Origin of the sequence: Streptomyces sp. VNUA24, from assembly GCF_029167005.1 — a bacterium.
Taxonomy (GTDB): Bacteria; Actinomycetota; Actinomycetes; order Streptomycetales; family Streptomycetaceae; genus Streptomyces; species Streptomyces scabiei.
On record NZ_CP119143.1, the window covers coordinates 6758422 to 6772690 of the forward strand.

Genomic DNA, 14269 nt, shown 5'->3' on the forward strand with positions numbered 1-14269 from the left:
CGTTCCGCACCGGAACGGGGCCCCTCGGTCGGTCGTCGCCGCTCCCGCGCGGCTACTCCGACTTGATCGCCGCCAGCATGTTGAGCTTCGCCGCGCGGCGGGCCGGCCACAGCGCGGCCAGGATGCCGACCGTGGCGGCGAGCAGCAGGAAGACGGCCATCCGCGCCCAGGGCAGGACCAGTTCGTACGTCGGCATCCGGCTGGCGAGGAGTTCGCCGGCGGCCCAGCCGAAGAAGACGCCGAGGCCGATGCCGAGGACACCGCCGAACAGGGAGATGACGAGGGACTCCAGACGGACCATCCGCTTGATGCCCCGCCGGTCGAGACCGATCGCCCGGAGCATGCCGATCTCCTGCGCACGCTCGAAGACCGACATGGCCAGGGTGTTGATGACACCGAGGACGGCGACGATCACGGCCATGGCCAGCAGGCCGTAGAGCATGTTCAGCATCAGTGTGAACATCTGCGCGATGTCGTCGGAGAGGTCCTTGCCGCTCTGGACCTGGATCGCGGGGTTGTCGCCGAGGGCCTTCTCCAGCCGGTCCTTGGTGGCGTCGGAGGCACCCGCCGAGGTCTTCACCATGACCATCATGTCGGCCGGGTCGGCGGAGGCGGGCAGCCGCTCGGTGAGCGTGGCGTTGTCCAGGAGGATGCCCCGGATCAGTTCGTTGCTCTCGTAGACCCCGGCGACCGTCAGCTTCTGCTTCTCGCCGCCCTCGAAGCTGGCCGTGAACTCCGAGCCCGCCTTCCAGCCGCGCCGGGCGGCGGTGTCCGCGTCCACCACGACGTCCGCACCGCCGACCTTGAACGTCCCCGCGTCGAGGGGCAGGTCGGTGACCTTGCCGATCGCCGCGCCGTTGACGCCCGTCAGGTACTCGGTCTCGTCCCCGATGCGGGACTCGGCGTTGCGCAGCGGGGAGACGGCGGTGACGCCCTCGGCGGCGGACAGCTTCTTCTCCACGTCGGGGGAGAGGTAGCTGCCGCTGGTCATCGAGACGACGTAGTCCGCCTTGATGGCGTCGGCGGCCATCCTGGAGATGGCCTGCTGCAGGCTTCCCGCCATCACCGTCATCCCGGTGATCAGCGTCAGACCGATCATCAGCGCCGAGGCGGTCGCGGCGGTACGGCGCGGATTGCGCACGGAGTTCTGCCGGGCGAGCTTGCCGGAGATCCCGAAGACCCGCATGAGGGGGGACGCGGCCGCGATCAGCGGGCGGGAGAGCAGGGGGGTGAGGACGAAGACACCGATGATCAGCAGGACCGCGCCGATGCCCATCGGGGCCTGGCCGTCCGAGCCGTCCATCGTGGTGGCGTACAGGACGGTGGCGGCGCCGGCGCCCGCCAGCAGCGCGCCCAGCGTGTTCCGTACGACGAGCGACTTGGTCGTCGCCTTCGCGTGGACGCTGCTCATCGCGGCGACCGGCGGGATCTTCGCGGCGCGGCGGCCCGGCAGCCAGGCGGCCAGCATGGTGACCAGCACACCGACCAGCAGGGCGGTGCCGACCGTGCCGGGGGAGACCACCAGCGGGCCGTCGGGGACGGTCTCGCCGAGGGTGCTGATCAGAGCCCGCATCCCGGCGCCGATGCCCACACCGGCGACGAGGCCGGTGACCGCGGCGACCGTGCCCACCACGAACGCCTCGATCAGCACGGACCGTGTCACCTGGCGGCGGGAGGCGCCGACGGCACGCAGCAGCGCCAGCTCCTTGGTGCGCTGGGCGACGAGCATCGTGAAGGTGTTGGCGATGATGAACGTGCCCACGAACAGGGCGATCCCGGCGAAGACCAGCAGCGCGTTCTTCATGCCGCTCATCTGGGTGGCGATCTGCGTGGCCTGCTGATCGGCGAGCTGCCGTCCGGTGATCGTCTCCGCGGCGTCCTCGGGGAGGACCTTGTCGACGGCCTGCCGCAGCTGGGTCTGGCTGGTGCCGGCCGCCGCGGCCACGGTGATCTCGTCGTACTCGCCCTCGTCGTGGAACAGCTTCTGCGCGGTCGCCGTGTCGAACAGGGCGAGGCTGCCGCCGGCCGCGACATTGCCGTCGTCCGTCGTGAAGATCCCGCTGACGGTCGGGGTGAGGACCGGGCCGTCGACGGACAGCCGGATGGTGTCGCCCACCCGGTACCCGGCCCGCTTCGCGGTCTCGGAGTCGATGGCGACCTCGTCCGTGCCCTTCGGCGCGGTGCCGTCCCGGAGCGGATAGCGGGGATCGTCCGTCCCCCAGAAGTTCCCGCCCTGCGACTGGAAGCCGCCGCCGATCAGCTTGCCGTCCTTGTCGGCGAGGGCGGTGAACCCGCTCACCACCCCGATCGCGGACTCGGCGCCGGGCACCCCCTCGATCTTCTTCAGCAGACCCGGCGTCAGCTTGGGCTGCTCGGCGACGGTGTCGCCCTCGTCCGGCTGGTACCCCGGCCGGACCGCGACGTCCACATGGTCGAAGCCCTTGGCCGAACTCCGCTGCAGCGCGTCCGAGATGGTGTTCGTGAAGACCAGCGTGCCCGAGACGAAGGCGACGCCGAGCATCACCGCGAGCACGGTCATGAGAAGCCTGGCCTTGTGCGAGAGCACGTTGCGCAGGGCGGTACGGAACATGAGTGGGGTCCCTGTCAGGGGTCGGAGGGGCGGGGCGAGGGTGAGGGGGAGCGCCTAGCTCGTACGGCCCTTGCTGTCGAACCGCTTCATGCGGTCGAGGACGGAGTCGGCCGTCGGCTCGTGGATCTCGTCCACGAGGCGTCCGTCGGCGAGGAAGACGACCCGGTCCGCGTAGGCCGCGGCCACCGGGTCGTGGGTCACCATCACCACGGTCTGCCCCAACTCCCGTACGGAGTTGCGGAGGAAGCCCAGCACCTCGGCGCCCGAACGCGAGTCGAGGTTTCCGGTCGGCTCGTCGCCGAAGATGATGTCCGGCCGGGAGGCGAGAGCGCGGGCCACGGCGACGCGCTGCTGCTGGCCGCCGGAGAGCTGGGCGGGCCGGTGGCTCAGCCGGTCGGCGAGGCCCACCATGCGGATCACGGTGTCCAGCCACTGCTTGTCCGGCTTGCGGCCCGCGATGTCCATCGGGAGGGTGATGTTCTCCAGCGCGGTCAGGGTCGGCAGCAGGTTGAACGCCTGGAAGATGAACCCGATCTTGTCCCGGCGCAACTTGGTGAGCTGCTTGTCCTTGAGCGAGCCCAGCTCGGTGTCGCCGATGCGGACGGAGCCGGAGGAGAAGGTGTCCAGGCCCGCCACGCAGTGCATCAGCGTGGACTTGCCGGAGCCCGAGGGGCCCATGATCGCGGTGAACTGGGCCTGCCGGAAGTCGATGGAGACCTGGTCCAGCGCGACCACCCGGGTCTCGCCCTGTCCGTAGACCTTCGACAGTTCCGTGGCGCGGGCGGCCACGACGGTGGCCCGGTCGGCGAGGGGAGTGGTGGTCACGGGTGGGTGCTCCTTGGGGGCGGGTGACGGTCGAGGGGGCGCCGGAAGGACGGCCCGGGGCGTGCCCGGCCGTGCGGCGCGGCAGGCCGGAAGCCGGTCGCTTCGTGGATGTCTCCATCGTCCCGAGGCGAGGGCGCCGTGTAGTCAGCCGCTGTCCTGGTTCCGGGGGCAGACTTGCGACGGACGGGCGGGCGGGGCGTCATACCTGGGGATGACGGCGGCGTCCGCCCGGAGAGCGGGCCGCCGGGAGCCGTGGGCGTGCGCCGGGCCGCGTGACCGGCGGCTGAGGTTTCCTGTCCGATTCGAGGGACCGTCAGATCCCCGTCGCGGGACCCCGATGACCCACGAGAGCCGCCGCGTCACCGCGCGTGTCCTCACCGGGGCGCTCGTTCGGGCGGTGAAATTCCGTCATTCCCCATACGCCCGGTCGTGCCGTCCGGAAGGCTATTGGCAAGTGCGGATGGCGTGTTCCGTGGGCTGATGCACCCTCAGACGTCAATAAAATAAGACAACATCGGTCCGCCGGTCGAGTGTTCGGGCGAAGCCTCCCGATAGGCTCGGAAGCTCAGCGCGGAGCCCATGGCCTGCCCGGATGGTGGAATGCAGACACGGCGAGCTTAAACCTCGCTGCCCCTCGCGGGCGTACCGGTTCAAGTCCGGTTCCGGGCACCTCCGACCAAACTCGAACATTTTCGCCCACACTCTCACATGCCGCCCTCGGGCGGGCAGCGCCCCGGGGGCGCGTGACGGTGTGGGCGCTCTCGTGTTCGGTCTCCGGATGATCGCGGACTCGTACCGGGTTGGTCAGGGGTTGTGGGGTGTGGGGCGGGGAATCACGGAGACGCGTAGCGTGTTCGAGGACATGGCAGGGAAAGATCCTCCCCAAGCAGTAGAGTCAATCCTTTGCCTACCTATTACTCTTGAGCCAAGGCCACGCAGGGTGGCCATGGAGGAGTGAAATGAGGAGCAGCAACCCGGTCTTCTCGCGACGGGGGTTCAGCCGCGACAACGGCTACGCGGGCTTCAACACCGCGCCGCAGGCCGGGGGAGCAGCTGTCGGCACCCAGGGCAACCCCTACGCCCAGCAGGGCGGCAACCCGTACGCGACGAACCCGTACGCCCAGCAGGACGTCCAGCACGGTGTCCCGCCGCAGGCCCCGGCCCGCACGGGCGCCATGACCATGGACGACGTCGTCATGCGCTCGGCCATGACGCTCGGCACGGTCGTCGTCGGCGCGGTCCTCGCCTGGGCCCTCCTGCCGGTGTCGCCCACGAGCTACGGCCTGGCCATCGGCGCCGCGCTCATCGCCTTCGTCCTGGCGATGGTGCAGTCCTTCAAGCGCAAGGCCTCGCCCGCGCTGATCCTGTCCTACGCGGCCTTCGAGGGTGTCTTCCTCGGTGTGCTCAGCGAGATGTTCAACACGCAGTGGAGCGGCGCGCCCTTCCAGGCGGTGCTCGGCACGATGGCCGTCTCCGGCGCCACGCTGCTGGTCTACAAGGCGGGCTGGATCCGGGTCACCGCGCGGTACGCCCGCATCGGTATGACCATCGCGATCGCGTTCGTCCTGGTCATGGCGGTCAACCTGCTCCTCGTCGTCTTCGGGCTCGCCCCCGACGGCGGACTGCGCAGCATGGGCCCGCTCGGCGCGGTCGTCGGCATCCTCGCGATCCTGCTCGGCGCCTTCTTCCTCACCCTCGACTTCAAGCAGATCGAGGACGGCATCGCCTACGGCGCCCCGCGCGAGGAGGCCTGGCTGGCCGCGTTCGGCCTGACCATGACCCTCGTGTGGATCTACGTCGAGATGCTCCGTCTGGTCGCCATCTTCAGCGGCGACGACTAGGAGTGACCCCCAGGAGACGGGAGTGATCCCGCCCCGGCGATGAAGGGCCCCCGGACCTCACGGTCCGGGGGCCCTTCGTAGTTCTCGGCGTCTTCAGCGGAGTTTCCGCGCGGCCCTCCTCAGGTCGTACTCGTGAATGATCGCTTTGGCGTGTCCGTACGCGAGGTCGTACTCGTGCCGGAGCCAGCTGACCTTCTCCTCGAAATTGTGGAGAGCGGGGCCGTCGTCGACTTTGCGCAGCCAGTCGGAGACTTCACGACCGGTGCAGTGAGGGATGCGGGCGAGCAGGTTGCGGTGGGTCTCCTCGGAGAAGACTTGGGACATCGGCGCCTCCGGACGAAAGGGAATGTAAGCCGGTCCTTCAGGTCACGTTGCCTGAGTGGCGGGCTGTTGGCAACAGTCCGGTGAAGGCGCGTACTCTCGCGGCGTGCTTGATACGACACCGTTGACCCGTGCCGTGGATCATTTCGCCGACCGCCTGCGGGCCGCCCCGCAGAGCCGGCTGCAGCGGGGGGCCGCCGCGGAGGCGCTGGCGCTGGCCAGGGAGATGGCACGGCGTGCCCAGCGGCTGGAGGCGCCGGGCACGGACGCCCGGGAGATGCCGGACGTGGGGATGTTCGCGGCGGCCGATCAGGTCATGGTCGCCGGGAACGATCTCGCACTGGTGCTCGGCGACGAGGGTGCGGTGGCGGAGGCCGTGGCGTTGGTGGAGGAGGCCCAGCGGCGGGCCGGGGTGTGAGCCCGGGGCGCGGCGGCCCTTACAGCGACGCGATGACCCGGTCCGCCAGGATGTAGACCATGTCGTCGCCGCACGCGAACGTCAGGGTGTACGCGCCCGAGATGCCCGAGCCGCCCAGGAGGACCGGGGTGTCACCGGTCTGCAGGGCCGTGGCCAGGCGTTCGGCGGTCTCGCGGTGCCCGGGGGTCATACAGAGCGTGGTGCCGTCGGCGAAGACGTAGACGTCGAGGGTGCCCAGGGGGCCCGGACGGACGTCGGCCAGCTCGGTGCGGGAGGCGGCCAGGTCCTCCAGGCAGGCGACCGTGCGCTCGTGGTCGTTGGTGACGGGCGACTGCACCGGCACGAAGTCGGGGTGCGAGGGGTGCCGGCGGCGGGCCGCGGCCAGCTCGGCCGAGTCCGGGGCGAACTCGTCGCCCTCCAGGCTGGGCTCGATCACCGGCTCCAGGTGCTCCAGACCCGCGAAGTCGGACTGCCGGGGCATGAACAGGTCGCTCTCGGGCAGTCCCAGCAGGGAGGGCGCGTCGGCGACGTCACGGGACTCCTGCGCCGCCCAGAAAGCCCTCGCCTCGGCCAGCTCACGCTCCCGCTCCTCGGCGAGCGCCTCGGCGACGGCGGCGCGTATCTCCTCCGTGTCGGCGGCCGGCCGGGCGGCCGGTACCGGCGCCCGCACCCCGGCGGCCCGGCTCGCGGCCAGCTCGGCGCGCAGGGCGGTGACCTGTCGGCGCAGCCCCGTGAGGGTGCGCAGGACGGCGACGCCCACGGCCGCGGTGGCGGCCGTGGTGAGCAGCAAGGCGATCGGCATAGCGCTCACTGACGTACTCCCGGTTCAAAGTCGACCCCCGACTTCCTACATCAGCTTGAAGGGCGGACTAACCAGCTGTCAGTGCGTAACGTCACGAATCGGGCAGGAATCTGGGCCCGATGTTTGGTAGTGAAACGACTCTGACCTGCGTAAATCCCTCTCCGAAGGGAGATAGGTCACATCCTGGGGGAGATTGGATCACAAAACGGCCCGGAGGCCCCGGAAAATCGGGACTCCGGGCCATGGCATCGCGGAGCGCGTTCGAACAGTCACGGCTCCGCGTGCGGGCGGCGGGTCAGCTGAGGCGCTCGATGACCATTGCCATGCCCTGACCGCCGCCGACGCACATCGTCTCCAGACCGAACTGCTTGTCGTGGAACTGCAGCGAGTTGATGAGCGTGCCGGTGATGCGGGCGCCGGTCATGCCGAAGGGGTGGCCGACGGCGATGGCGCCGCCGTTCACGTTCAGCTTGTCCAGCGGGATGTCCAGGTCGCGGTAGGAGGGGATCACCTGGGCGGCGAAGGCCTCGTTGATCTCGAACAGGTCGATGTCGTCGACGGTGAGACCCGCGCGGGACAGGGCCTGCTTCGACGCCTCCACGGGGCCGTAGCCCATGATCTCGGGGGAGAGGCCGGAGACGCCGGTGGAGACGATCCGGGCGAGGGGGGTGAGCCCGAGGTCCCGCGCCTTGGTGTCGGACATGATGACCAGGGCGGCGGCGCCGTCGTTCAGCGGGCAGCAGTTGCCGGCGGTGACCAGGCCGTCCTCGCGGAAGACGGGCTTCAGGCCCTGCACGGCCTCCAGGGTGACGCCCGCGCGCGGGCCGTCGTCCTTGCTGACGACCGTGCCGTCGGGCAGCGTCACCGGGGTGATCTCGCGCTCCCAGAAGCCCTTGCCGATGGCCTCCTCGGCGAGGTTCTGCGAGCGGACGCCGAACTCGTCCATGTCCGCGCGGGTCACGCCCCACTGACGGGCCAGGTTCTCGGCGGTCTGCCCCATCGCGATGTACGGGTCGGGGAGCAGGCCGTCCTCGCGCGGGTCGTGCCAGGAGGCGCCGACCGACTTGGAGACGGCCTCCGTGCGGGCCTCGGCCTCGGCGAAGAGGGGGTTGCGGGCGGTCGGGATGTCGCTGGTGCCGCGCGCGGTGCTGCTGACGACCTCCACGCCCGCCGAGATGAAGACGTCGCCCTCGCCGGCCTTGATGGCGTGCAGGGCCATGCGGGAGGTCTGGAGCGAGGAGGAGCAGTAGCGGGTGACGGTACAGCCCGGCAGGTGGTCCATGCCCAGCTGGACGGCGACGATACGGCCCAGGTTGTGGCCCTGCTCGCCGCCGGGGAGGCCGCAGCCGAGCATCAGGTCGTCGATGTCCTTCGGGTCCAGCTCCGGGACCTTGGCGAGGGCGGCGGCGACGATGGTGGCGGTCAGGTCGTCCGGGCGCAGGTCCTTCAGCGAGCCCTTGAAAGCGCGGCCGATGGGGGAGCGGGCGGCTGAGACGATCACGGCTTCGGGCATCACGGCTCCATGGCATGCGACGGAAAGCAGGGCTGTGGGGGAAGTTACCCGTACGTATGGGCGGGGTCACGGGTAGTCGGGTGTGACGCCGACCGCACTTTTCTAAGCGCTTGCTTTTTGGGGTGGGGCGCCTAGTGGGGCGGGGGGTGCGGGTGCGTCGGCGGGTGCGGGTGCGTGGGGGCTGGTCGCGCAGTTCCCCGCGCCCCTGAAAAGCAGGGGCTGCGCCCCGAGCTTTTCAGGCCCGCACGCCCGTCGGCTTTCAGGCCCGCAGGGCCTGGGCTTTTAGGGGCGCGGGGAACTGCGCGAGAAGCCCCACCGGGCCGCACGCGCACTGCTACGGGCGCCCCCGGGCTACGAGGCGCCCGGCTGCGCCTCCGCGGAGGCCGCCGGGGCGGGGTCCGTGGCCGGCACCCGCCGCCGACGCCGCCGCTTGAGCAGGGCCCAGGGCCCACGCGGCCCCGTCGGCATCGCGGCCGTCACCTCGGTGCCGGGCTCGGACGCGGCCTCCGCGGCCGCCCGGGCCACCGGCAGGAACCCCTCGCGGCGGCTGACGTCCGGCCGCTCCTCGTCCGCCGGCCACAGGCCCAGCGCCGCGCACACCGTCGGCAGCACGGCCATCGCGGCGGTCGCGTAGCCCTCGGCGGAGGGGTGGTAGTTGTCGGGGCCGAACAGCTCCCGGGGGTTCTGTTCGAACTCGGGGCCGAGGAGGTCCCCCAGCGACACGGTGCGGCCGCCCTGCTCGACGGTTCCGATCGTCTGGGCGGCCGCCAGCTGCCGCGAGGCCCGGCGGGCGAGCCAGCGCAACGGCTGCTGCACCGGCTCGATGGTGCCGAGGTCGGGACAGGTGCCCACCACCACCTCGGCCCCCGCGGTCCGCAGCCGCCGCACGGCCGCCGAGAGGTGGCGGACCGAGCGCGTCGGCGGCATCCGGTGGGTCACGTCGTTCGCCCCGATCATGATCACGCAGACGTCGGGGACCTGGGCCGGATCCTCCAGGACCAGCGCGACCTGCCGGTCGAGGTCGTCCGACCGGGCGCCCGGCAGCGCGACGTTGCGCAGCAGCACCGGGCGCTCCGCGACCGCCGCGAGCCCCGAGGCGATCAGCGCGCCCGGGGTCTGCCGGGACCGGTGGACACCCTGGCCGGCGGCGGTGGAGTCGCCGAGCATGACGAGGCGGAGCGGGGGATCGTCAGGGGCGTCGTACGAACTGCCGTACGACCCGTAGCCGTACGCGCGGCCGTACGGGCTGCCGTGCGTGTGACCGTACACACCCTCCGCGCTCGGCGGGTGCGGGCTGTGCCCGTTGCCCACGATCCGCTTGGCCATCCGTACCTCGGCCAGCAGCACACCCACGGCGGCGGCGCCCAGCAGACCGATGCCGCCCCCGCCGTACGCCGCGCCCGCCGCGATGCGGCGGGCCACCCGTGCTCTCGACATGCTCGTCATGCGTCGCCGCCACCTCCTCGTTCCGTACCCACTCCTTGCCCCGTACCGGCCCTCGGCCAATCCCGACGACGGGTGAACAGGGAGGAGAAGAGTGAGGGTGGGGCTTAGGCTGGCGGAACATTACGACCATCCCTTTTTGCGGCTCCGGAGACAACGGTGCAATTCCACGACTCGATGATCAGCCTCGTCGGCAACACCCCGCTGCTGAGGCTCAACAGCGTGACCGAGGGCATTCAGGCGACCGTCCTGGCCAAGGTCGAGTACTTCAACCCCGGCGGTTCCGTGAAGGACCGCATCGCGCTGCGCATGATCGAGGCGGCGGAGAAGAGCGGCGAGCTGCGGCCCGGCGGCACGATCGTCGAGCCCACCAGCGGAAACACGGGTGTGGGGCTCGCCATCGTGGCCCAGCAGAAGGGGTACAAGTGCATCTTCGTGTGCCCCGACAAGGTGAGCACCGACAAGATCAACGTGCTGCGGGCCTACGGCGCCGAGGTCGTCGTCTGCCCCACCGCGGTCGCCCCCGAGCACCCCGACTCGTACTACAACGTCTCCGACCGGCTGGTGCGGGAGACCCCCGGGGCGTGGAAGCCGGACCAGTACTCCAACCCCAACAACCCGCTCTCCCACTACCACTCGACCGGCCCTGAGCTGTGGGAGCAGACGGAGGGGCGGATCACGCACTTCGTGGCGGGCGTCGGCACCGGCGGCACCATCTCCGGCACCGGCCGCTACCTCAAGGACGCCAGCGACGGCCGCGTCCAGGTCGTCGGAGCCGACCCCGAGGGGTCCGTGTACTCGGGCGGCTCCGGGCGGCCGTACCTCGTCGAGGGCGTCGGTGAGGACTTCTGGCCGACCGCCTACGACCGGACCGTCGCCGACGAGATCGTCGCCGTGTCCGACAAGGACTCGTTCCAGATGACCCGCCGCCTCGCGAAGGAGGAGGGCCTGCTGGTGGGCGGCTCCTGCGGCATGGCGGTCGTCGCCGCGCTGGAGGTCGCCGAGCGGCTCGGCCCGGACGACGTCGTGGTCGTCCTGCTGCCCGACAGCGGGCGCGGCTACCTCAGCAAGATCTTCAACGACGAGTGGATGGCCGACTACGGCTTCCTGGAGGACGAGGGCCCGAGCGCCCGCGTCGCCGACGTCCTGAACGACAAGGTGCACGGCGCCATCCCCTCGCTCGTCCACATGCACCCGGACGAGACGGTCGGCCAGGCCATCGAGGTGCTGCGCGAGTACGGCGTCTCGCAGATGCCGATCGTGAAGCCGGGCGCCGGGCACCCGGACGTCATGGCCGCCGAGGTGGTCGGCTCCGTGGTCGAACGGGAACTGCTGGACGCCCTGTTCACCCAGCGCGCCTCGCTCGACGACCCGCTGGAGAAGCACATGTCGGCCCCGCTGCCGCAGGTCGGCTCCGGAGAGCCGGTGGGCGACCTGATGTCCGTGCTCGGTACGGCCGACGCGGCGATCGTGCTGGTCGAGGGCAAGCCGACCGGGGTCGTCAGCCGGCAGGACCTGCTCGCGTTCCTCGCCAAGGGCGGGGTGTAGCGGCGACAGGCCGCCCGGCGGTCTCGCCGGACGCGCGTCACGGAGACGAAATGCCCGTAAAGGGCCCCCTGCGTCGAAAATTGTTGCGAGGCAGGGGTTTGACTTCGCAGAAGTGGTACGAGGGCGTCACGTCCACGCAGCACTCGCTTAACACGGGTCCGGCACATTGGTGGATGTCGGCAGGGCGGGAGCGGCTCCCCGCCCCGGCCGACGACGAAACGGCGTCAAGGACCTCCGGAGCGGCTCCCGGACCTCCATGGACGCCAAGGACGCGCAAGCCCGGTCCTGACCCGGCCCGCGTCCCCGCGGGGACCGCCGTCGTCCCGCCCCCCGTCACACGGGGGTGCGGCGGTCCCCGCGCACATCTCTTCCGGTGACCGGCGTGCGGATCACCGCCCTCAGTCCGGGTCCGTGCTCCCGCGCCCGAGCCGGCGCAGGGTCGACGAACCGCGCAGGGCCCAGGCCAGGTTCACGCCCACGATGCCCGCCCAGGTGACGAACAGGCCCCGCAGGTCGGCCACGCCGCCGCCGATGCCGGACAGGGGGATGGCGGCGACGAGGGAGACCAGGCCGAAGCCGTAGCGCTCGCCCCAGCTGTCGGTCGACCTGGGAGCGCGGCTGCCGCGGGCCACCACCATCTGCTGCTCGGCGACCTGACGCCGGACCCTGCGGTCCACCGCGCCGTCGATGCGCTGGTCGACCTTCTCCAGGAACGAGTCGACGAGCGCCGACTCGTACTCCTCGCCCAGCTCTCGGCGGGCGTGCAGGGTCGCGGCGAGTTCCTTCTTCAGCTCGGCGTCCCCGAGCCGGGTGTCACGAGCGTCCATACCGGTCATGCCGTCCACGGTAGGGAGCCGCGGGCCGCCCGGCACTGGGGTTAGCCCCCCTGTCCGCGCACCGGTTTCCCCACGCCCGCCGCGCGCACCTCGCGGGGCGTGACCCCGTACCGCTCTCGGAAGGAGCGGCTGAAGTGCCCGGAGCTGCTGAACCCGAACGCGAACGCGATCTCCGTGACGGTCCGGCCGTCACCCCGCTCCAGTTCGGCGCGGCACCGGGTCAGCCGCAGCGACTTGATGTAGCCCCAGATGGTCTCGCCACGCTGGGCGAAGACGTCCTGCAAGGTGCGCAACGGCACGCGCAGAGCCGCGGCGATGGTGCCGGGGCGCAGATCGGAGGTGCCGATGTGCCGGTCGATGTAGGCGCAGGCGTTGGCGAACAGACCTGCCTGCAGGGCGGCCCGGCCGACCGCCTGGTACGGGCGCAGGCAGGCGGCGAGCAGTTCCGCCAGAACCCGGGACGCGGCCTGGCGGGCACCCTCGTCGAGGTCGCCGGCGCAGTTCGCGATGTCGTCGGCGACCGTACGGAACAACCGCACGGCGGGCCGGTCCTCCGGCAGCTGGATCACCGACCGGAAATCGAGTGACGGGCACAGCCCGGCGGCGACCTCGCGGGGGAACATGATCGTGCGCTTGCGTTCCGTCTCGGTGACGGCGAACCGTCCCGGCACGGTGCTCTCCCACACGGTGACGCTGCCCGGCCGCGACTCGACGGCCGTGTCGCCGTGCCTGATCAGGCTCCGGCCCTCCAGCTGCAGGAGAACGCCGATCCATTCGCCGTCGGTCCGGGCGATCTCGCGGTGGCCCCGGCGGGCCGTGACGGGGGCCACCGTGCAGTCGACGAGCCGGGCCCGGCCCAGCTCGCACGAGCGGACCCGGACCCGGTCACCGAGGCCGTGCGGCGGGGCCGTGGCCCGCGACTCGACCGTCCAGGGCAGATGTGTGGCGGACAGCAGAGCCTCGTCCTGCTCGTGTCCCCCGCGCCAGTCGAGGCGGGTCGTCCGCACTGCCGTAGTGCTCATGCACGGAGTCAACCACGCCGTCCCCGCCCCGAGGGCTCCCGTGACCGGTCGCGGGCCGTGCCGCGGCCGGGCCGTCGCGGCGCGGGCGGATTGCGCGAACCGGCAGGTTCGGTTGCGCGCACGGACCAGCGGGGACGCGGGGCGGCCGTGAGGATCCCGGTATGCGAACCGACATCGAATTCCAGACCAACGACGGCGTACGGCTCAGCGGCTGGCACTACGTGCCGGAAGGGCCCGGCCCCTTCCCGACGGTCGTGATGGCCACGGGCTTCTCGGGGGTCAAGGACGGTGGGCACACGCCCGCGTACGCCGAGCGCTTCGTGCGCGAGGGACTCGCGGTGCTGGTGTACGACCACCGGAACTTCGGGACCAGTGAGGGCACGCCCCGGCAGGAGATCGACCCCCTCCTGCAGATGCGGGACTACAGCGACGCCGTGACCTTCGCCGAGACGCTGCCGCAGACCGATCCGGAGCGCATCGGCGCCTGGGGCTCCAGTCTCTCGGGCGGCCATGTGATCGTCCTCGCCGGCCAGGACCGGCGGGTGCGCTGTGTCGTGAGCCAGATGCCCATGGTCAGCGGCCGGGAATGCGGTCGGCGCCTGGTCCCCGCGCCGGCCCTCGCCGCGGCCGCCGCGTTCCAGCGCGCCGACCGGCTGGCGCGCATGGCAGGCAAGGAGCCGGCGATGATCCCGGTGGCCAGTCCCGACCCCACCGCGCCGGCGGCGCTGCCGACCCCCGATTCCTGGGAGTTCTTCCAGTCCGAGCGCGACCTTCCCACGTACCGCAACGAGGTGACCCTGCGGTCGATGGAGCTGGTGTCCGGCTACGAGCCGGGGCTGCTCATCGAACAGGTCAGCCCCACCCCCCTGCTGATGATCGTGGGTGAGGCCGACCTGGTGTGCCCGCCCGACCTGCAGCTCGGCGCCTACGCGCGGGCCCGGGAGCCGAAACGGCTGCTGACCGTGCCGGCCGGCCACTTCGACGCGTACAGGGCGGGTCCGGCCTTCGACCGGGTGGCCGACGCCGCGGCCGAGTTCTTCGCCGAGCAGTTGCGCTGACGAGCGCCCGGCGACCGGCCCTCCGGCCGCCGGGAAGCACGCCCGCGTACGC

General features: G+C 71.4%; 12 protein-coding genes and 1 tRNA gene. 5 read left to right on the forward strand and 8 right to left on the reverse strand.

From position 1 onward, the window contains the following. Positions 1-52 precede the first annotated feature (52 nt). Both PYR72_RS28965 and PYR72_RS28970 read right to left on the reverse strand, forming a co-directional pair. On the reverse strand, positions 53-2590 hold the full coding sequence (locus PYR72_RS28965) for an ABC transporter permease (RefSeq protein WP_275458019.1): 2538 nt from the start codon (positions 2588-2590) through the stop codon (positions 53-55). Positions 2591-2644: 54 nt separating this feature from the next. Next, positions 2645-3415 carry an ABC transporter ATP-binding protein gene (locus PYR72_RS28970; RefSeq protein WP_275458020.1) on the reverse strand — a complete coding sequence of 257 codons (771 nt, stop codon included), beginning with the start codon at positions 3413-3415 and terminating at the stop codon, positions 2645-2647. A gap of 586 nt (positions 3416-4001) precedes the next feature. Between PYR72_RS28970 and PYR72_RS28975 the strand changes: the two genes are divergently transcribed. Next, a tRNA-Leu gene (locus PYR72_RS28975) sits at positions 4002-4084 on the forward strand. A gap of 290 nt (positions 4085-4374) precedes the next feature. After that, on the forward strand, positions 4375-5256 hold the full coding sequence (locus PYR72_RS28980) for a Bax inhibitor-1/YccA family protein (RefSeq protein ID WP_275458021.1): 882 nt from the start codon (positions 4375-4377) through the stop codon (positions 5254-5256). 93 nt (positions 5257-5349) lie between these two features. Here PYR72_RS28980 and PYR72_RS28985 read toward each other — a convergent pair whose 3' ends face one another. After that, on the reverse strand, positions 5350-5580 hold the full coding sequence (locus PYR72_RS28985) for a DUF4287 domain-containing protein (RefSeq protein ID WP_013003062.1): 231 nt from the start codon (positions 5578-5580) through the stop codon (positions 5350-5352). 103 nt (positions 5581-5683) lie between these two features. Between PYR72_RS28985 and PYR72_RS28990 the strand changes: the two genes are divergently transcribed. Continuing rightward, positions 5684-5995 (forward strand): hypothetical protein, encoded by a 312-nt coding sequence (locus PYR72_RS28990; protein ID WP_173402906.1) that lies wholly within the window; start codon positions 5684-5686, stop codon positions 5993-5995. A gap of 19 nt (positions 5996-6014) precedes the next feature. Here the strand turns inward: PYR72_RS28990 and PYR72_RS28995 are convergent, their stop codons facing one another. The 3 genes from PYR72_RS28995 to PYR72_RS29005 form a co-directional block, all read right to left on the reverse strand. Beyond that, the gene (locus tag PYR72_RS28995) at positions 6015-6797 is read right to left on the reverse strand and encodes a hypothetical protein (RefSeq protein WP_275460549.1); all 783 of its coding nucleotides are present in this window, start codon (positions 6795-6797) and stop codon (positions 6015-6017) included. 295 nt (positions 6798-7092) lie between these two features. Further along, on the reverse strand, positions 7093-8310 hold the full coding sequence (locus PYR72_RS29000) for an acetyl-CoA C-acetyltransferase (protein WP_275458022.1): 1218 nt from the start codon (positions 8308-8310) through the stop codon (positions 7093-7095). 351 nt (positions 8311-8661) lie between these two features. Then, on the reverse strand, positions 8662-9756 hold the full coding sequence (locus PYR72_RS29005; protein WP_275458023.1) for an SGNH/GDSL hydrolase family protein: 1095 nt from the start codon (positions 9754-9756) through the stop codon (positions 8662-8664). A gap of 156 nt (positions 9757-9912) precedes the next feature. On the opposite strand from PYR72_RS29005, the gene PYR72_RS29010 reads away from it, so the two are divergent. Beyond that, positions 9913-11301: a cystathionine beta-synthase gene (locus PYR72_RS29010; RefSeq protein ID WP_275458024.1), complete on the forward strand. Its 1389-nt coding sequence runs from the start codon at positions 9913-9915 to the stop codon at positions 11299-11301. Between the two features lie 398 nt (positions 11302-11699). Here PYR72_RS29010 and PYR72_RS29015 read toward each other — a convergent pair whose 3' ends face one another. Beyond that, positions 11700-12137 carry a hypothetical protein gene (locus PYR72_RS29015; protein ID WP_275458025.1) on the reverse strand — a complete coding sequence of 146 codons (438 nt, stop codon included), beginning with the start codon at positions 12135-12137 and terminating at the stop codon, positions 11700-11702. Between the two features lie 41 nt (positions 12138-12178). Next, positions 12179-13159 carry a helix-turn-helix domain-containing protein gene (locus PYR72_RS29020; protein WP_275458026.1) on the reverse strand — a complete coding sequence of 327 codons (981 nt, stop codon included), beginning with the start codon at positions 13157-13159 and terminating at the stop codon, positions 12179-12181. Positions 13160-13320: 161 nt separating this feature from the next. Here PYR72_RS29020 and PYR72_RS29025 point away from each other — a divergent pair, with 161 nt between their 5' ends. Then, positions 13321-14217: an alpha/beta hydrolase gene (locus tag PYR72_RS29025; RefSeq protein ID WP_275458027.1), complete on the forward strand. Its 897-nt coding sequence runs from the start codon at positions 13321-13323 to the stop codon at positions 14215-14217. The last annotated feature ends 52 nt before the right edge of the window (positions 14218-14269 follow it).